The organism is Acinetobacter sp. WU_MDCI_Abxc222, from assembly GCF_025514755.1.
Taxonomy (GTDB): domain Bacteria; phylum Pseudomonadota; class Gammaproteobacteria; order Pseudomonadales; family Moraxellaceae; genus Acinetobacter; species Acinetobacter geminorum.
In genome coordinates, this window is record NZ_JAHPVG010000008.1 from 87,969 (window position 1) to 106,856 (window position 18,888).

Consider the following 18,888-nt stretch of genomic DNA (forward strand, 5'->3'; position numbering starts at 1 on the left):
AATAAACCTCTTTTTTTGTAATTAAGCGATTAGTTTCTCAACATCGCTAATAACTTCATTTTTTGTTTTTTCATAGTCTGTATTTAATACAGTTGGAGAAATTCGGATATTTTCAATATCGGTTACACCAATAAACTTCAACCAGTCATTTAAGTAAGGTGTTGCAAAGTCCGAACCAAAGTTATTAGAAATACCTTCGTAGTAAACACCACTTGCAATCACTAAATATGCTTTTTTGCCATTTAACAAACCTGTATATCCAGTGTTTGGATCAAAGCCAAAAGACCAGCCTGGTTGTGTTACAACGTCAATCAACTGTTTTAGGATGTAAGGAATATTGTTGTTCCAAAGAGGTACGTTAAATACATAGATGTCGGCAGATGCAAAACGGTCATAAACCTCTTTGATTTTTGTCCACGCTTCTTTTTCTTTAGAGTTTGACTCTTGTCCTGTAAACAATGCCATTTTTGCACCAACAGCATTTTTATCAAACGCAGGGAGGTCATCTTCAAAAAGATTAAACTCATCTACAACTAAATCACTATGCTTAGCTTTAAGTTTAGCAATTACTTGTTCAGCAATAAGTAATGATTGACTATTTTCACCACGAGTTGATGAGTTGATATGAAGTACTTTCATAATATCCTCTATATTAGAGATGTTGTTAAGATATTGTTATTTAATAAATTATTTTAAATTTATTAAATATGTTATTCATAATGAATTTATAAATTATGAAATTTTAGCTTCAAGCGACTTTAATAGTTTTACCGCACAGTACTGTGGTTTCTTTCTTATGTTGTTGCAAATACCAGAACTGCTCTGCAATAGTTTCTGGGTGTACCGTATATGCTTTATCTTCTGACCCAGGAGTTCCATCTACAAAGCCATTTACAACGACTTGACTCACGTAAACATCTGAGTCTGCTAGGCTATGGGCAAGCAAATTTGTTGTTTTATATTGTGCGGCAGCAGCAATTGCTAAAGATGAGTATTCTTTTGCGACTAAGTCTATGCCAACTGAATCAAGTGCAAATACACCATTTGTTGATAAGATACTGCCTTGATTTTTTTTCAAATCATCTAAGCAAGCTTGTACTGTTGCAATGTAGCTTGAAACTCGAATATGAAAACTTTTGGTTAAATCGAGTGGATTTGTTTCTAATAAATTTCCTTCAATTTCATGAAAAGCATTCCAGTGAATATTTTTAATCTCTCCAAATTGATTTTTAATTTTTTTGATGAGCTCAGGGATATTTTCGATATCACTTAAATCACTTGAAAATGCATAGACTTCAATATTATGTGCGTTAAGCTCTAGAGTAGCCTGTTGAAGTTTTTCTGCATTTCGTGCAACTAAACCAACAGTATAACCCTCTTTACCAAAACGGTATGCGAGTGCTCTAGAAATTCCTGTTCCATAACCAAAAATTATAATATTGTTGTTCATTATGAAGTTCCAAAAAATCCAACTAATTGGTTGGATACACCTTATAATATTTTTTTGTAATATATGCAAGAGGAAAAATTATGTCTTGGGATACGGTAGGGACAAAACAAAAGATTTTGGATGCGGCCGTTGGTGAATTTGCTCGGCAAGGTCCTGATGGCACGACTATTGATAAAATTGCAAAGATTGCAGGTGTTAATAAAGAGCGTGTCTACAATTATTTTGGTCCCAAAAAAGAGCTATTTGCTGTTGTTTTAAGTAATGAGTTAATTAAAGTTGCTAAAGCTGTACCGCTTAAATCCTTTGAAGAAGAAGATATTGCTGAGTACGCAGGCCGTGCTTATGACTATCATCGTGCTCATCCTGAACTTAGCCGTTTATTACTTTGGGAAGGATTGATTTATTCTTCACAAGAAGTACCAAATGAAAGTAGCCGTCGTGAAAACTATAATTATAAAATTCAAGCAATTAAAAAAGAGCAAGAGGAAGGTAGGGCGACCAATGAAATTGAAGCGAGCTATTTGGCTTTCCTGATTTTAGCGCTTGCGAATAGTTGGTTTATGCTGCCACAGGTCGCCAGAATGTTAACCCCTGTAGAAGATGCTGATAATCATGAAAAACGTAGAGCGATTATCATTGAATCAGCTAAACGATTGCTGGTGAAATAGTTTTTATAAGTAATATTGTTCTTAATCAAAAACATTCTAAATAAATCACCTAAAATAACTTTTAATTTGACTTATTTATCTTCATATAATAAATTAACTGGAATGATCGTTCCTGTTAGGTCTGTTTTATGCGAACCAAAGAATTTGAAACTGATGATATTGCTGATGCTGCAATGCAGGTTTTTTGGCGCCGTGGTTATGCTGCAACTTCAGTTCAAGACTTGGTTGACGGTACGGGGCTATCTAGAAGTAGCCTTTACAGTACCTTTCAAAACAAACAGGGTCTTTATCAAACAGCGTTACAGCGCTATGAACTTTTAACTACACTTAATAATGTGAAGCTGTTATCTGGTTCCGGTTCACCGAAGGCACTTATTCGACAATTACTGGTAAATGTGGTCGAAGATGAGCTGAATGATTCAGAACACAAAGGCTGCCTCGTTGCAAATGCTTGTTTGGAACTGGCTGGACATGATGAAGATGTCTCTCAATTCGTTGTAAGTAATCTACAGAAACTACAACATGCTTTAGAAAATTTATTAATTAAAGCTCAACAATCTGGTGAAATTGCTTCTAATCAAAACCCGCGTGCGTTAGCAAGTTTCTTTCTAAATACTATGCAAGGTCTGCGTGTTTTAGGGAAAGGCAGTCCTCATGAACAAAGAAAGCAGTGTTTAATGGATGTGGTGGAGGTTGCTTTAAACGTTTTATAAAACTCATTTAAACCTTAACTATTGTTGAGCTGGATAGTTAGGGTTTTTATTTAACTTAAATTGGAATGATCATTCTAGAATAATGATTCTACTTCACATGGAGAACAAATGCCTTCCTACCCTACTAACCTTATAAAACAAGCTTATAGCGATGCAGAGCAGAGTAAGTACGCTGTAAAAGAATGTGAGCGTAAAACTTTATGAATATTAAGAGTGATGGAACATCTCATCAGCTAACTAATGAATTCTCTACTCAATTACCAATTTGGAAATTGTTGGCTTTTACAGTTGCAGGCTTTCTGACCATTATGACAGAAACCATGCCAGCAGGGCTTTTGCCCCAAATTAGTCAAGGTTTACATATTTCAGAAGCTTACGCAGGTCAGCTTATTGCAGTATATGCCTTAGGTTCGGTTCTGGCGGCAATACCGCTGATTAGCCTTACCCGTAGTTGGAATCGGAGACCCTTATTACTCAGTGCGATTGCAGGGTTACTTTTATTTAATGCAATTACGGCCTTATCAAATGATTATATTCTGACTTTAATTGCTCGTTTTATTGCAGGGATGGCAGCAGGTGTTATTTGGGGGCTTTTAGCAGGTTATGTAAGACGTATGGTCTCTACATCTTATCAAGGACGAGCTTTAGCAATTGCTGGGGTTGGGCAGCCAATTGCTTTATCAATTGGTGTGCCTTTGGGTGCATGGTTGGGAACGCTGTTTGAGTGGCGTGGCGTGTTTTGGATCATGTCTTTACTGGCATTAATTTTATTTGTCTGGATTCGTTTTAGTATTCCTGATTTTGCAGGGCAGTCAGCACAGAAAAAGTTGCCCATTTTAAAAGTTCTTTTAATGCCGGGCATTAGAGCTATTTTAGCAGTCGTCTTCCTTTGGATATTGGCTCATAGCATTCTTTATACTTATATTTCACCATTTTTGGCCTCAACAGGGCAGCCATGCAACGTTGAGACTATCCTGTTTATATTCGGCATTTCTTCAATTGTAGGTATTCTCATTACAGGCATGTTTATCGACCGTTCATTAAGAAAAATAACGCTTATAAGCTTATTTATCTTTGCAATCGCAACAGCGCTATTAGGTGTTTATAGTTCTTCAAGTTTTATCGTACTGGCGTGTGTTGGGTTCTGGGGAGTCACTTTTGGTGGGGCTCCAACACTATTACAAACAGCTCTGGCAAATACTGCGGGACATGAAGCAGATGTAGCACAGTCGATGTTGGTCACGGTATTTAACCTTGCTATCGCATTTGGTGGAATGATAGGTGGGGGACTGCTTGAAAGTTTTGGAGCAGCTTCTTTTCCGTGGTTTATGCTAGTTTTTGCCCTGATTGCGTTATGTACTGTTTACCATGCTCGTAAACATGGTTTTATTTCTTCATAAAAGATTTTTGCCCTTCATGGTTAAAAAGTGAAGGGTGACTTAATTTTTATAGCTTGATGTACTGTCACTCAAAATAATTAATAACTTGGTAAAATAAACCGAAAAATACAAACAAAGTGGAATTTAAGTTTAACTAATTATAATTAAATGGAAATAAATTCTTTTAAATTTGTCTAATGACGTAAAAATTCCCAAAAATAGTAAAAATTCGCTTTTCTTAGAAAAACAATCCCGCAGGGTGCTGGCTAAACTATATCTCAAGGGTGTGATAGGGATCGAAAAGAGTAGCATGCACCAAAACGTATAACGTTAGTGTGTACTCACCCAAAAGGTCTCGATTCGGCTTAGGACGCTATAGATCAAAAGTTTATAGGCACAAGGTTATAACTTACAAAGTTATGATTGTTGAAGTAAACCATAGATGTTTTCCCTTGACACCCTAAAAAATTCTCTATAATAAAAACGATACTTTACAAGAATATAATTTATGAATAAGCCTTATCTTTCTGCTTTACCTACCGACAGTCAAATCTCATCTCAATTGAATAATGCTTACTTCCACGACTCGTGGAGCATTGTGCTTGGTCAGCCCGACCTAAATGTATTTCAGCAACTTATTAAGCTATTCCAGCACACTCCGCAGTGGGTAGAGTGGAGCATGAATATGCGTAATAAAATTACTTCAAAGATTGGGCTTAAAGATTTAGGAGGCTTTAAGCAGATTGATACTCATAAAAAAGAAAATGAGTATGGCGCAGGCGACCGAATTGGAATTTTTACCTTGTTGCAGCGTACAGAAAATGAATTAGTGATTGGAGACGATGACAAGCATTTAAATGTGACTTTATCTATATACAAGAATGAAAAGACCAAAGAGCTTACCCTAACCACAGTGGTACATATTAAAAATTGGCTAGGACGACTTTATATGGTGCCTGTGATTCCTGCCCATCGAAAAATAGTACCAGCGACTCTACAGATTTTAGGTTAGAACACTATTTTATTTACGGTGCGATCAACTAAAATCGTTTATATACTAATCTTATTATCAATTGCGAGCTAGATAATATGGAGAATAAAAACCAGAATCGGCAATGTGCCGTTTGCAGCAAGAATTTTCCATTAAAAGATCTAGTATCTGGTGAAGTCATTCGTAATGTGATTAGTGATGAAATTTTAAAAGACCATCCAGACTGGAGTTACTCAAGTTTTATTTGTCGGGCTGATCTGGCAGATTATCGAATTAAATATGTGCAGTCCCTGTTACGCTCAGAAAAGGGTGAGTTATCTAATTTAGAAAATGAAGTGATTGGTAGTATGCAACGCCATGAGCTGATTAGTCGAAATACAGAGTCAGATTTTGATCAGAATTGGACATTTGGAGAAAAGTTAGCAGATAAGATTGCGACATTTGGTGGTAGCTGGGCTTTTCTTATTTGCTTTGCTTTATTTTTGACAGGTTGGATTATTCTAAATACGGTAGTGATGGTAGTCCGTCCCGTCGATCCTTATCCCTTTATTTTGCTGAATTTAGTATTGTCATGCTTAGCTGCAATTCAGGCACCTATTATTATGATGAGCCAAAACCGCCAAGAAGCCAAAGACCGCTTACGTTCTCAACATGATTATCAAATTAATTTAAAAGCTGAACTTGAAATTCGCCATTTGCATGAAAAAATGGACCACCTTTTATCGCATCAATGGGAAAGGCTTGCGCATATTCAAGAAATTCAGCTTGATCTTTTAGCTGAAATGAATAAAAAACGATAAAGATTTTCTGAGTTTCACGTGGAACATGAGTAGAGCGTTATAGATTATTTTGCGGTAGGTTCGAAATTTCTTTATGATTTGCCGCCATGCTCCATTGCTGCTTCTACGACCATGCCTTTAAACGACAATTTTGTTTACGCTCCGCCACAAGATCCGCTTTCAATTTTATTTGAAGACGATGATCTGATTGTGGTTGATAAACCTGCGGGCTTGTTGTCGGTGATGGGGCGTTTACCTGAGCATCATGACAGCGCTTATTTAAGGGTGTTGGAAAAGTTTCCTTTAGCAAAGGTCACGCATCGTTTAGATATGGCGACATCAGGCTTACTCATGTTTGCCAAACATCGTGATGCAGAAGTTGCGGTAAGTAAAATGTTTCAGGCCAGAACAGTCAAAAAACATTATATTGCTTTGGTGCAAGGCCAAGTCGCACAAGAGGGCAGCGTTGAAGTTCCGCTCATTACCGACTGGGAAAATCGCCCAAGACAAATTGTACATTTTGAATTAGGCAAACATGCCAAAACCTTATTTCAACCTCTCATCTATGATGAAAAGAACGATCAAAGTCGAGTATTACTTGAACCAGTAACAGGACGTTCGCATCAGTTACGTGTGCACATGATGCATATAGGACATCCGATTATGGGCGACAAGTTGTATCACCCTGAGCCTAAACGTTTTCATTTAAGCCGTATGGCTTTACATGCTGCTTATCTGGCTTTCCAACATCCCTTAAATGGAACGGATGTGGTGATTGAGTCACAAGTGCCTTTTTAAAATTTATATAATTAAAAAAATTAATTTGATGCAATTGGGAACTGAATATATACCCAAACTGCAATAAAAGTCGGGTATTCTTGATGTCGAATAATATTAATACCGCAACAACAACAAGGATCACTTTATGACTCGTGACTACGAACAATTTCCAGATGATGATAACGGCAATGTACTTTGGCAAATGGCTGAAGACGGGGATGATTTAACCGAACTGCATGAAATTGAATTTTCTATTGCTTTTCATGATCAGAAAAATGCAGAGCAATGTGCACTCTATTTGCTTTACCAAGAACAAAAAGTTTCACTTTTTCAAGATGACTCTGTTGAGCCAAATGAATGGGTGATTACCATCTTCGTTAACATGGAACCTGAGTATTCAGATATTGTTGACTTGGAACAATGGTTTGCCAGTATCGCTGAGAAATTTCAGGGCGAATATGATGGATGGGGCTGTATGGCCTATGTCTTCGAGGAAGATGACGAAGAAGATCTGTTACAGTAAGGTCTAAAATAAAAAGTAGGAGATAAATATGAACTTATCTCAAAAACAAATTGCAGTACGGTTTTTAGAGCTTGCCGCAGCTGGTGAAGTCGATGAAGCCTATAGCAATTACACCGCGCCAAACTTCAAGCATCACAATCCTTATTATGCGGGTGATGCGATTTCTTTGAAGGAAGGGATGCGTGAAAGCGCGGCTGAAACGCCTAACAAAGTCTTTGATGTTCAACATGTCATTGAAGAGGGCGATTTGGTTGCAGTGCATTCAAAACTTGAAATGCAGATGAATGGGTTAACCACCTTGGCTGTGGTTCATATTTGCCGTTTTGAAAAGGGTAAAATTGCTGAGTTTTGGGATATTGGGCAAGTACAGCCCGACCCGCTCGTCAATGAAAATGGTATGTTCTAATAAAAAAGCCCGAAAATAATTCGGGCTTTTTTATTTATGTATGAATTAAAATTTCCACTGTGCCGAAATTGAGGCGTTCAGGGGTTCACCTGGTTGAACCCATAAGTCGCTATAGCTTGAAACATAGTAGGTTTTATCAAACAGATTATTTACGTTCAGTTGATAACGTAAACGATCAGATGGGGCATAGTAGCTATTTAAATTGACCAGCGTATAGTTTGGTAAATTAAATCCATTATCTAGATTATGCCCGCTGCGTTCACCGACATAGGTGAGGTTGGCACCTACACCTGCTTTTCGTGGACCTTCTTGTAGAAACTCATAATTGGTGCTTACTGAGCCTTGGTGTTTTGGAACATTGCTCAGACGAGCGCCTTTTGCCAAGTCTTGGTCTTTTTCAATTTGAGCATCAGTATAACTATAGTTAGCATTGACGAACCAGCGGTCATTGATTTGGCTATTTAAGTCAAACTCAATCCCCTTACTACTCACTTCACCTGCTGCGGTTTGAAAATTACTGTCGATTGGGTCGGTTGTCAGTACATTCTGTTTTTTCATTTTAAACAGAGCGAGACTCAGCACACTTTGGTCGTTTATTTTATATTTGGTGCCGACTTCATAGCTTTCTCCTTTTTCAGGAGCAAAAGTTTGACCATTTCGGTTCATACCGCTGTTCATGGCAAATGAGCGGCCATAGTTCGTATAAAAAGCCCATTGGTCAGAGGCTTTAAAGTTTACTCCGAAACGTGGACTATTTTGATGAAGTGTCTGGTTGCTTTTGGTCTGAGTGAGGTGATTTTTAAAGTCTTGTTCGACCTGATCAAAACGGTTGCCAAATAGAACACTCCATTGATCATTGAAAAAGATCTGATCTTGAATATTGAGTGCAAAGTAACGCTGTTGCTCTTTGGTGTTGGTAAACGGTGCTAGGTTTGGTAAATATTTGCCATATTCGGGTTGGTAAATATCAATTGTGTTAGGCATGCCAGCACTGTGATTACGACGAAGCTGGTTTTGTTTATAGTCGAGTTGACCAAGCTCGGTTGAAAGCAAAATTTCATGGCGAGCCCATGAGGTATCAATCTTGCCAAGTAATTCTGTCTGAGCGAGCACATCTTCACTCTTATAATCACGATAGCGACGTTGACGCTCTAAAGTACGTCCATCGGCTTGCATACGCCGTGGTTCGGTTGCAAAACCGACCATTTTGGCGTCTTTATAGCTGACTGCACTATTTAGCTTCCAGTCAGGGTTAAACTCGTGACTCAGACGTAATTGGTAAAAGTAATCTTTTATTTTCAAATCGCCGTCGTCAGGTTCACCTGTAAATGTTTTCGGGTCCATCACAAACTGGTGATTGACTGTGCTTACCCCACGATCAAAGGTTCCTTTGTGCTCTGTAAATTCACTGTCAAAGTCGAGTTGTGTCTGGTCTGAAATTTTCCATGTGAGCTGCGGTGAAAAGAACCAGCGTTCACTGCTGACATGATCACGGAAGCTTTGATTATCTTCGTGAGCCACTGCTAAACGATAGGCCAGTTCATCGTTAATAGGGGCAGTATGCTCCAGACTTATGCGATATTGTTCTTGGGTATTGGCACGTAAGTTAAGTTCACTTTCGCTTTCCCACTGTGGTTTTTTACTGTTGAGGTTAAGCAAACCACCTGTTTCGCCGCGACCATATAGCGCCGCCATCGGTCCTTTTAAAAACTCTAAAGATTCAATATTCACTACATCTTTTGGAGCGCTAATTCCTCGGTTAACACTCAAACCGTTACGGATCATAGCCGCACCTAAATTGGGATCGGTACTAAAACCGCGGAAAGAGTAATTATCCCAAAAGCCACCACCGAAACTGTTTTGATGAAAAACCCCGCTCACTAAGCTTAATGCATCATCAATCCGTTGCACGTCTTGCTGTTCCATTATTTGTTTAGAAAGATAAGCACGGTTAAAAGGGACATCTAAAACATCGTGAGTAAATTTAGTTGCCGAGCTATTTTGGCTCACATCTTCTCGGGTACTTTCAGCCTGAACACGTATGGTCTCAAGTACCGTTGACGTTTCCTCTCCCCAAGTGAGTGTCGATATAAATGATAGACCTAACGAAGACAACAATCCTAATTTGTGTCGCATAAATAATCAGCCATAAAAAGACAAAAGGAATTAAATGTAATAGTATAACGTTACATTATTTTGTTGATTACTGCTATGTCTATAGAAAAAAATATTGAACGTTTACAGTCGATTGATGCATTGCGTGGTTTGGTGATCATCATTATGTTGCTCGACCATGTAAGAGAAACTTTCTATTTACATAAACAGGTTACCGATCCAATGGACGTAACAGTAACAGAACCAGCATTATTTGGCAGTCGATTATTGGCACATATTTGCGCTCCGGTTTTTGTACTTTTAACGGGTATTTCTGCGTTTTTATTTCAATCAAAAAAACAGGACTTACAACAAACGCGTGCCTTTCTATTAAAACGTGGCTTATTTTTAATTGTATTAGAGCTTACGCTTGTGAATTTTGCATGGACAGCAACTTTTCCACCCGAAGTCATTTATTTACAGGTGATCTGGGCGATTGGTATTAGCATGGTGGTGCTAGCGTGCTGTGTAAGTTTGCCTTTGCCTGTTCTTGCGGGCGCAGGTTTAGTTATTGTTTTTGGGCACAACTTGCTAGATTCAGTGCACTTCTCACAAGGCATCCTACAGAATATATGGTTGGTTTTACATGACCGTGGTTGGATTGAGATTGCAGGCATCAAGCTTCGCACAAGCTATCCTGTTTTACCTTGGATTGGCGTGATTTTATTGGGCTATGCGTTAGGTCAGTTCTTTAGTTCAAAATATTCAGCAAAGCAAAGAAGCCGCACTTTACTCAGCCTTGGTTTAGTAAGTATTGGATTGTTTGTTTTACTGCGTTTTATCAACGTCTATGGCGACCAGCCGTGGCAACATTTTGAGTCATTACAACTGAGTCTCATGAGCTTTTTTAATCTCACCAAGTATCCGCCGTCTTTATTATTTATTTTGCTGAATATTGGAATTGGCTTGATTGTGCTGGTGGCTTTTGAGCGTATGCAGCAATATTCATTTCTAAAACCCTTGGTGGTGTTTGGCTCGGTGCCTATGTTCTTTTACTTACTGCATTTATATGTGTTGAAACTGATGTATGTGTTTGCGCTCAGTGTGTGGGGAGCTAACTACGGAAACTATTTGTCGGTCAATCATGTGTGGATGCTGTGGTTAATCACGATTGTGTTGTCTTTTGCGCTCTATCCAGCAGTTAAGTGGTTCTCGAAGTTCAAACATCAAAATAAACATATTTCGATTTTAAAATATTTCTAATTTCCAAAAGGTGAGTAAAGCGATTTCAATTAATGCTCGCTTTACTTGCTTACATCTAGATATAGAGTTTCTTTGACTTCTTCCATAACCACATAACTGTGTGACGATGCTGAAGCGGGGAGTTTCTTTAGTAGATCTCCTAATAAGCGACGATATGCACTCATTTCTTTTAAACGCGCTTTTACGAGGTAGTCAAATTCGCCTGAAATAAGGTGACATTCAAGCACTTCAGGAATTTCGACTAAGTCTCTGGCTACCTGATCAAACACATCGCCAGATTTGGCAGATAACTTAATTTCTAAAAAGACAAGCAGGTTACGGTCCACAAAGGCTGGGTTTAACCGAGCGTAATAACCCATGATAATGCCATCGCGTTCTAGGCGTTTTACACGCTCCGAACAGGGGGTGGTCGACAGGTTAACTCTCGATGCCAATTCACTAATCGCAATTCGTCCTTCGCGCTGCAAAATATCCAGAATCATGCGATCTATACGATCTAAGGGGCGCATAGATATTTCCTCTTTTTTTAAAATTCTCGTGAGAAAAACATAAATTTACCTAGATTATAGCCTGAAAAACAGTGAAATAAACTATTGAAGCAGAAATATACTAGTTAAATAAACTGGTGTGCGTGAGGGAATGGAAATGCGCGTAATTGTTTTAGGTAGCGGCGTTATTGGAGTGGCAAGTGCCTATTATCTAGCTCAACAAGGAGCTGAGGTTACTGTTCTCGATCGCCAGTCAGGTCCTGCTGAAGAAACAAGCTTTGGTAATGCAGGTCAAATTTCGCCTGGGTATTCTACCCCTTGGGCAGCACCAGGAATTCCTTTTAAAGCCGTGAAATGGATGTTTCAACACCATGCACCGCTTGCGATTAATTTAGATGGCAGCATGTGGCAGTTACAGTGGATGGCTCAAATGCTAAAAAATTGTAATCCACAAAGTTATGCTGTTAACAAAGAACGTATGATGCGCGTGGCTGAATACAGCCGTGATTGCTTACGTGAACTTAGAAAAGATACAGGCATTAATTACGAAAACCGTGCTAAAGGTACTTTGCAGTTATTCCGTAAAGAAGCTCAAATGGAAGCGGTTCAACGCGACATTAGCGTGCTACAAGAATGCGGCGTAAGCTACGAATTATTAAATGGCAACGAACTTGGTCGTGTAGAACCAGCTTTGGCAAATGCGCAAGATAAACTGGTTGGTGGTTTACACTTACCAAATGACGAGACAGGTGACTGTTATTTATTTACCAATGCTTTAGCTCAAATTGCTAAAGAGTTGGGCGTTAACTTCCAGTTCAACCAGAACGTAGAAAAGTTGATTGTTGAAGGTGATGAAATTAAGGGTGTTTTGGTCAATGGTAAGGTCTTAACCGCAGATCGTTATGTCCTAGCGTTTGGTAGCTATTCACGTGATTTCTTGAAACCACTTGATCTACAGTTACCTGTATATCCTGTGAAAGGTTATTCGTTGACGATTCCAATTGTTGACCCTGCTTTTGCTCCGCAATCTACAGTGCTTGATGAAACCTACAAAATTGCGATTACTCGTTTTGACCAACGTATTCGTGTAGGTGGAATGGCAGAGTTAAGTGGCTTTAACTTAGGCCTGAATGAAGACCGCCGTGCAACATTGCAAATGGTGACTCAGGATTTGTTCCCGGGCGGTGATATGGCACAGGCGTCTTTCTGGACTGGTTTACGTCCAATGACACCAGACAGTACACCAATTATTGGAGCGACTCGCTTTAAAAATCTGTTCTTGAATACAGGTCACGGTACTCTAGGCTGGACAATGGCATGTGGTTCAGGAAAATTAATCAGTGACATCGTATTGAATCACAAGACTGATATCAGTACCGATGGCCTTTCAATTCAGCGTTATTCACACGCGCATGCTGCATAACGGACGTTAGGAAAGTAATCATGCCTCGTCCTATTACCGCAGTCATCCACCGTCAAGCCTTACAAAATAACTTGGCGGTGGTACGCAAGGCTATGCCAAACAGTAAGGTCTTTGCCGTTGTAAAAGCCAATGCTTATGGACACGGAATTGAACGTGTTTATGAAGCATTTAAAGCAGCAGATGGCTTTGCCTTACTTGATCTTGATGAAGCAAAACGAATTCGCGCTTTAGGCTGGACAGGTCCAATTTTATTGCTCGAAGGAATTTTCTCTCCTCAAGACTTATTCGATTGTGTGCAGTATCAACTCAGTTTCACCATTCATAGTGAAGCGCAAATCGAGTGGGTAGAAAAGCATCCTTACCCAGCTCAATTTGATGTTTGCCTAAAAATGAACAGTGGTATGAACCGCCTTGGTTTTAAACCTCAGCACTATGTTCAGGCTTGGGAACGTTTAAATAACTTGGCGAACGTGTCCAAGATTACGCACATGATGCATTTTTCAGATGCAGATGGCGATCGTTTCGGTCAGCAGGGCATTGATTATCAAATCACTGCATTTGAAGAAATTGTTAAGGATTTACCGGGCGAAAGATCGGTAAGTAATAGTGCGGCAATTTTGCGCTATCAAGATCAGCTCAAATCAGATTATGCCCGTAGCGGCATTATGCTCTATGGCAGCTCGCCAGATTACCCGACCCATAGTATTGCGGACTGGGGCTTACAACCGACCATGAGCTTACGCAGCGAAATTATTTCAGTTCAGCATTTAGAACCGAATGAAAGCGTAGGTTATGGCTCAAACTTTGTCGCAGAGCAACCCATAACGATTGGGATTGTTGCTTGCGGCTATGCTGATGGTTATCAACGTATTTCACCAACAGGTACGCCTGTTTTAGTGGACTCAGTCCGCACTCGTACAATTGGTCGCGTCAGCATGGATATGTTGGCAGTCGATTTAACAGGTATTGAAAGTGCCAAAGTCGGCAGTGAAGTCGTGCTTTGGGGCCAATCAAGTACAGGCGTCGTTTTACCTATTGATGATGTCGCTGTTTCATCCGGTACGGTGGGATATGAACTGATGTGTGCTGTCACCGCCCGTGTTCAATTTATTAATCAGGTATAAGGAAATCCGAATGTCTAATTCAGATATACAAAAGATTAACACTAACGAAGTCATGAGCGCCGTGACTGTTTTTAACAAAGTCGTTTATCTGTCAGGTCAGGTACCTAAAAATACCGAGCAAGACGTGGCAGGCCAAACTCGTGAAATTCTTGCAACGATTGATGAACTTTTGGCATTAGCCGATACCGACAAATCTCGCTTGCTCTCTGCACAGCTCTATTTGAAAAATCTTTCTGACTTTTCAACCGTAAATGCAATTTGGGTTGACTGGTTAAAAGGGTGTGTTGCTCCATCGCGTGCCACAATTCAGGCCGATTTGGTCAATCCAGATTGGTTAATTGAAATTGCCGTGACGGCAGCACAAAAGTAATTCGTTTTTACTCCAAAAATGATGATGTATCTAACAGAAGGAAGATAGATACGGTTTATCCAGTCATTTTTTGGTGAACAGATTCAGTGACCTATAGCATACGGTTCGATTTTCGCCATAGGTTGCTGATCTTAACAAAGGAATTCAAAAAGGAATTTTAATATGACAACGGCTCGTCATTCAGATACGGAAAATTCTCCTGATCATCTGCAACGAAAACTGTCTAACCGTCATTTACAACTGATTGCTATTGGCGGTGCAATTGGAACCGGCCTGTTTATGGGTTCGGGCAAAACCATCTCCCTCGCAGGTCCTTCAATTCTTTTGATCTATATGATTATTGGAGGAATGTTCTTTTTCTTAATGCGTGCAATGGGCGAGTTGCTCCTTGCAAATCTGCATTACAAATCTTTTGTTGATATGGCTCATGACCTGATTGGTCCTTGGGCTGGTTATTATTTGGGCTGGACTTATTGGTTAGGTTGGGTGCTGGTGGGTATTGCGGACCTTTCAGCGGTCATTAACTATTTAGGTTTCTGGCTACCCGATGGTGCAAGCTTCTCTCCGATACAGCAAGCCATGATTAGTGCAGGCTGTGTGTTGTTTGTGATGGGCCTTAACCTACTGACAGTACGCCTATTTGGTGAAATCGAATTCTGGTTTGCTCTCATTAAGATCTTGGCGATTATTGGCCTGATCGGAGTGGGTGGCTACATGATTTTCAGCCATTTCCAAGCTCCTCAAGGCGCTGTTGCAAGCATTAGTAATGTCTGGTCACATGGCGGTTTATTCCCGAAAGGTACAGAAGGCTTCTTGGCAGGATTCCAGATTGCTGTATTTGCTTTTGTCGGGGTGGAACTTGTAGGTACAACAGCCGCTGAAACCAAAGATCCACAGAAGAACTTACCGAAAGCGATTAATGCGATTCCGGTACGTATTATTTTATTCTATGTGTTGGCACTGTTTATTGTGATGTCGGTAACCCCTTGGGATCACATTCGTGCAGATAAGAGCCCGTTTGTTGAGTTGTTCTTAAATGCGGGTATTCCGGTTTCTGCGATCATCATGAATTTGGTGGTGCTATCTTCTGTCATGTCTTCAATGAACAGCGGCGTGTTTTCAACCAGCCGTATGTTGTTTGGTTTATCAAAAGATGGTCAGGCACCCGGTGCATTTGGACGCTTATCAAAACGCGCAGTTCCTTCAAATGGTTTGATTTTCTCTTGTACGTTTATCATGGGCGGAGCGGTACTTCAGTACTTTGTTCCAAACACAATGGAGGCATTTACTTTGGCAAGTTCACTTTGTGTGATTCTATTCATTAGTGTCTGGAGTCTCATCATGGTGTGCTATTTACGCTACCGTAAATTGCGTCCTGAATTACATGAAAAATCAACATTTAAAATGCCAGGTGGTGTTTGGATGAGTTATATTGTTTTGGCATTCATGCTTTTCACTTTAGTTATCTTGGCATTAGAGCCAGATACATTGAAAGCTTTATATGTCAGTCCAGTATGGCTAGTTATTTTAGGTGTTACCTATCATGTGTTGTATAAACCACGTATGAAAAAACTAGGACGTGAACTCGTCAACGATCATTAAGTTTTATTAAAAAGCCAATCAATCATGATTGGCTTTTTTTATTTTTATTAGATTTTTTATCGGAATAATATTGTTTATTTTTGGATCAATAGAGCAGTTTGGAGGGTATTGGAAAAGTACATATAGCAGGATCACATGCTACACTTCGGCTAATCTGGAAACCCAGATTGATTAATTAAAATTGCCGTGAAGGCAGTACATAAATAATGTGACTTAAAAAAATCAGGACAAACGATTTATCAATTAAGGAAAAAATATACTTGAACATCTTGTCCTGAGGTATAGACTCAGCAACCCACGATATACGGTTCGTTTTTCTCCCTATAGGTTGCTGATTTAAGTTAAGCAAAATATAAAAAGGACTTCTAATATGACAATGGTTCATCATTCTGATGAGGCAGGCTCCCCTGATCATTTACAACGGAAATTAAATAATCGCCATCTACAAATGATTGCAATTGGCGGTGCAATTGGAACCGGCCTATTTATGGGCTCGGGCAAAACCATCTCCCTCGCAGGTCCTTCAATTCTCGTTATCTACATGTTAATTGGTGGCATGTTCTTTTTTCTGATGCGTGCATTGGGTGAACTACTGCTTGCCAACTTACATTACAAATCATTTGTCGATATGGCTTATGACTTGATTGGCCCATGGGCTGGCTATTATATAGGCTGGACTTATTGGTTAGGCTGGGTACTGGTCGGTATTGCTGATTTGTCTGCGGTCATTAACTATTTAAGTTTCTGGCTGCCCGAAGGCGCCAGTTTCTCACCAATGCAACAGGCCATGATTAGTGCAGGCTGTGTACTATTCATTTTAGGGCTTAACCTTCTTACGGTGAAGTTGTTTGGTGAAGTTGAATTTTGGTTCGCACTCATTAAGATTTTAGCCATTATTGGCCTAATCGGAGTAGGTGGCTACATGATCCTTACTCATTTTCAAGCTCCGCATGGTGAGGTTGTAAGTGTAAGTAACGTGTGGTCGCATGGTGGCATATTTCCAAAAGGTGTAAGCGGATTTTTGGCAGGTTTCCAGATCGCCGTATTTGCCTTTATTGGTGTTGAGCTGATTGGTACAACAGCCGCTGAAACGAAAGATCCAAAGAAGAATTTACCCAAAGCAATTAACGCGATTCCTGTACGTATTATTCTGTTCTATGTGTTGGCACTCTTTGTGGTGATGTCAGTAACACCTTGGGATCACATTCGTGCAGACAAAAGTCCGTTTGTTGAGTTGTTCCTAAATGCAGGTATTCCTATTTCAGCCATCATTATGAACTTGGTCGTACTGTCTTCAGTGATGTCTTCAATGAACAGCGGTGTGTTTTCAACCAGTCGTATGCTGTTCGGTTTATCGAAAGATGGGCAGGCGCCGAGTGCATTGGGGCGTTTATCAAAACGTGCCGTACCTTCAAATGGTTTAATCTTCTCATGTATTTTCATTATGGGTGGGGCAGTGCTTCAGTACTTTGTTCCAAACACGATGGAAGCATTTACTTTGGCAAGTTCACTCTGTGTGATTCTCTTTATTAGTGTATGGCTTCTGATCATGGCATGCTATTTACGTTACCGTAAGTTGAGTCCGGAGTTACATGCTAAATCGACCTTTAAAATGCCGGGCGGGGTGTTGATGGCGTATGTGGTCATTGCATTCTTCTTGTTTACTTTGGTGATTTTGGCACTAGAGCCAGATACTTTGAAAGCACTCTATGTTAGTCCATTATGGCTAGTTGTTTTAGGCGTTAGCTATCATGTGTTTTATAAACCACGCATGAAAAAACTAGGCCAAGAAACTTTTGATTAATTATTAATAATTTCAAAAAAGCCAATCAATCATGATTGGCTTTTTTATTTACACTCTCTAATCAACCAACAAATGTTGATATTTATCGGCTTGTTTACGTAGATAATCCCAGACGAGTTTAATGCGCGGTTCATGTTGTAAATCAACAAAGGTCAGCATCCAAAACGTGTGGGTAAAGCGAACTTGTTGCTCTAACACTTCTTCAAGTTCCGGTTTATCATCTGCCAAAAACTTGGGCAAAATCGCAAGTCCTGCGCCAGCACTCACCGCAATTTGTTGGGCCAAAATACTGCTGCTACGGAAGTTGGCATTCAGCTTTAGAGGGAGTCGTTCTAAACAGTACAACTCAGGGCTATACACCAGATCATCAATATAATTCACAAAGCGATGTTGGGTTAAATCTTCTAAGGCTCGGATAGGCGGGTTTTGGGCCAGATAGTTTTTGCTACCATAAATTTTTAAACAATAATCTGATAATCGCGTAATGATGTAAGGGCCAGACGTAGGACGATCAATTGACACAACAATATCTGCCTCACGGTGTGAAAGCTTAATCATTTTTGGCACTGGAATTAGGTCGATGGTGAGCAGTGGATATTGAATCGAGAACTCAGCCAATAACCGAGCTAAAAAAGCAGTACCAAAACCTTCAGGTGTGCCAATTCGCACACGACCTTGCAAAGGTTGGTGTGGTTTTTCAATTTGTAAGAAAGCTTGTTCCATTTGCTCAACTCGAGGAACCAGTGCCATCCCTTCGAGTGTTAGCTCATAACCTGTCGCTTCACGCTTAAACAGCGTTGTACCCAAAGCAAGTTCTAGGGCCTGAATCCGTCTAGCCACTGTACTGTGTTCGACACCAATAATCCGCGCAGCGTTGGTCAAAGTTTTAGTCCGAGCTAAAACCAGAAAAAAATGTAGATGATCCCAATCCACTTTCATTTTTGTTGTCATCCTTGTGCATATTTGCACAACAATCGTGCATGAATTTCCGTTGGTGGTCAAAGTTTTCTTTGCTAGTCTCAATTGAAACT

19 protein-coding genes are annotated in these 18,888 nt (G+C 39.8%); 14 read left to right on the top strand and 5 right to left on the bottom strand.

From position 1 onward, the window contains the following. Positions 1-21: 21 nt before the first annotated feature. Together KTJ10_RS13165 and KTJ10_RS13170 are read right to left on the bottom strand one after the other, a co-directional pair. A complete protein-coding gene (locus KTJ10_RS13165; RefSeq protein ID WP_199978289.1) occupies positions 22-639 on the bottom strand; it encodes an FMN-dependent NADH-azoreductase in 618 nt (205 codons plus the stop codon). Positions 640-748: 109 nt separating this feature from the next. Continuing rightward, complete coding sequence (locus KTJ10_RS13170; protein WP_199978288.1) at positions 749-1,450, bottom strand: SDR family NAD(P)-dependent oxidoreductase; 702 nt, start codon at positions 1,448-1,450, stop codon at positions 749-751. An 80-nt stretch (positions 1,451-1,530) separates the two neighbouring features. Between KTJ10_RS13170 and KTJ10_RS13175 the strand changes: the two genes are divergently transcribed. The 8 genes from KTJ10_RS13175 (at position 1,531) to KTJ10_RS13210 (ending at position 7,689) form a co-directional block, all read left to right on the top strand. After that, complete coding sequence (locus KTJ10_RS13175) at positions 1,531-2,118, top strand: TetR family transcriptional regulator (RefSeq protein ID WP_199978287.1); 588 nt, start codon at positions 1,531-1,533, stop codon at positions 2,116-2,118. A 128-nt stretch (positions 2,119-2,246) separates the two neighbouring features. Beyond that, positions 2,247-2,831 (top strand): TetR/AcrR family transcriptional regulator, encoded by a 585-nt coding sequence (locus tag KTJ10_RS13180; RefSeq protein WP_199993141.1) that lies wholly within the window; start codon positions 2,247-2,249, stop codon positions 2,829-2,831. Between the two features lie 200 nt (positions 2,832-3,031). Beyond that, positions 3,032-4,231 (top strand): MFS transporter, encoded by a 1,200-nt coding sequence (locus KTJ10_RS13185; protein WP_262442183.1) that lies wholly within the window; start codon positions 3,032-3,034, stop codon positions 4,229-4,231. A gap of 487 nt (positions 4,232-4,718) precedes the next feature. Next, a complete protein-coding gene (locus tag KTJ10_RS13190) occupies positions 4,719-5,222 on the top strand; it encodes a DUF2867 domain-containing protein (RefSeq protein ID WP_262442184.1) in 504 nt (167 codons plus the stop codon). A gap of 77 nt (positions 5,223-5,299) precedes the next feature. Further along, positions 5,300-6,001, top strand: a complete 702-nt coding sequence (locus tag KTJ10_RS13195; protein WP_151283530.1) for a DUF1003 domain-containing protein — start codon at positions 5,300-5,302, stop codon at positions 5,999-6,001. A gap of 111 nt (positions 6,002-6,112) precedes the next feature. Further along, positions 6,113-6,778, top strand: a complete 666-nt coding sequence (locus KTJ10_RS13200; RefSeq protein WP_151283529.1) for an RluA family pseudouridine synthase — start codon at positions 6,113-6,115, stop codon at positions 6,776-6,778. 127 nt (positions 6,779-6,905) lie between these two features. After that, positions 6,906-7,283, top strand: coding sequence for a ribonuclease E inhibitor RraB (locus tag KTJ10_RS13205; protein ID WP_069035888.1), 378 nt, complete (start codon positions 6,906-6,908; stop codon positions 7,281-7,283). 28 nt (positions 7,284-7,311) lie between these two features. After that, positions 7,312-7,689 (top strand): nuclear transport factor 2 family protein, encoded by a 378-nt coding sequence (locus KTJ10_RS13210; protein WP_151283528.1) that lies wholly within the window; start codon positions 7,312-7,314, stop codon positions 7,687-7,689. A 45-nt stretch (positions 7,690-7,734) separates the two neighbouring features. Here KTJ10_RS13210 and KTJ10_RS13215 read toward each other — a convergent pair whose 3' ends face one another. After that, positions 7,735-9,825 (bottom strand): TonB-dependent receptor, encoded by a 2,091-nt coding sequence (locus tag KTJ10_RS13215; protein WP_262442185.1) that lies wholly within the window; start codon positions 9,823-9,825, stop codon positions 7,735-7,737. A 75-nt stretch (positions 9,826-9,900) separates the two neighbouring features. Here KTJ10_RS13215 and KTJ10_RS13220 point away from each other — a divergent pair, with 75 nt between their 5' ends. Beyond that, the gene (locus KTJ10_RS13220; protein WP_086376391.1) at positions 9,901-11,046 is read left to right on the top strand and encodes a DUF1624 domain-containing protein; all 1,146 of its coding nucleotides are present in this window, start codon (positions 9,901-9,903) and stop codon (positions 11,044-11,046) included. Between the two features lie 41 nt (positions 11,047-11,087). Here KTJ10_RS13220 and KTJ10_RS13225 read toward each other — a convergent pair whose 3' ends face one another. Continuing rightward, positions 11,088-11,555: an Lrp/AsnC ligand binding domain-containing protein gene (locus tag KTJ10_RS13225; RefSeq protein ID WP_005804788.1), complete on the bottom strand. Its 468-nt coding sequence runs from the start codon at positions 11,553-11,555 to the stop codon at positions 11,088-11,090. Positions 11,556-11,691: 136 nt separating this feature from the next. Here KTJ10_RS13225 and KTJ10_RS13230 point away from each other — a divergent pair, with 136 nt between their 5' ends. The 5 genes from KTJ10_RS13230 (at position 11,692) to KTJ10_RS13250 (ending at position 17,857) form a co-directional block, all read left to right on the top strand. Beyond that, positions 11,692-12,957 carry a D-amino acid dehydrogenase gene (locus tag KTJ10_RS13230; protein WP_025464200.1) on the top strand — a complete coding sequence of 422 codons (1,266 nt, stop codon included), beginning with the start codon at positions 11,692-11,694 and terminating at the stop codon, positions 12,955-12,957. 20 nt (positions 12,958-12,977) lie between these two features. Continuing rightward, positions 12,978-14,081, top strand: a complete 1,104-nt coding sequence (alr, locus tag KTJ10_RS13235) for an alanine racemase (protein ID WP_262442186.1) — start codon at positions 12,978-12,980, stop codon at positions 14,079-14,081. Positions 14,082-14,091: 10 nt separating this feature from the next. After that, on the top strand, positions 14,092-14,451 hold the full coding sequence (locus tag KTJ10_RS13240) for a RidA family protein (protein WP_005037543.1): 360 nt from the start codon (positions 14,092-14,094) through the stop codon (positions 14,449-14,451). A 162-nt stretch (positions 14,452-14,613) separates the two neighbouring features. Further along, a complete protein-coding gene (locus KTJ10_RS13245) occupies positions 14,614-16,053 on the top strand; it encodes an amino acid permease (RefSeq protein ID WP_262442187.1) in 1,440 nt (479 codons plus the stop codon). A 370-nt stretch (positions 16,054-16,423) separates the two neighbouring features. Continuing rightward, positions 16,424-17,857, top strand: a complete 1,434-nt coding sequence (locus tag KTJ10_RS13250) for an amino acid permease (protein ID WP_410468416.1) — start codon at positions 16,424-16,426, stop codon at positions 17,855-17,857. A gap of 57 nt (positions 17,858-17,914) precedes the next feature. Here the strand turns inward: KTJ10_RS13250 and KTJ10_RS13255 are convergent, their stop codons facing one another. Further along, positions 17,915-18,796 carry a LysR family transcriptional regulator gene (locus KTJ10_RS13255; RefSeq protein ID WP_005071920.1) on the bottom strand — a complete coding sequence of 294 codons (882 nt, stop codon included), beginning with the start codon at positions 18,794-18,796 and terminating at the stop codon, positions 17,915-17,917. Between the last annotated feature and the right edge of the window lie 92 nt (positions 18,797-18,888).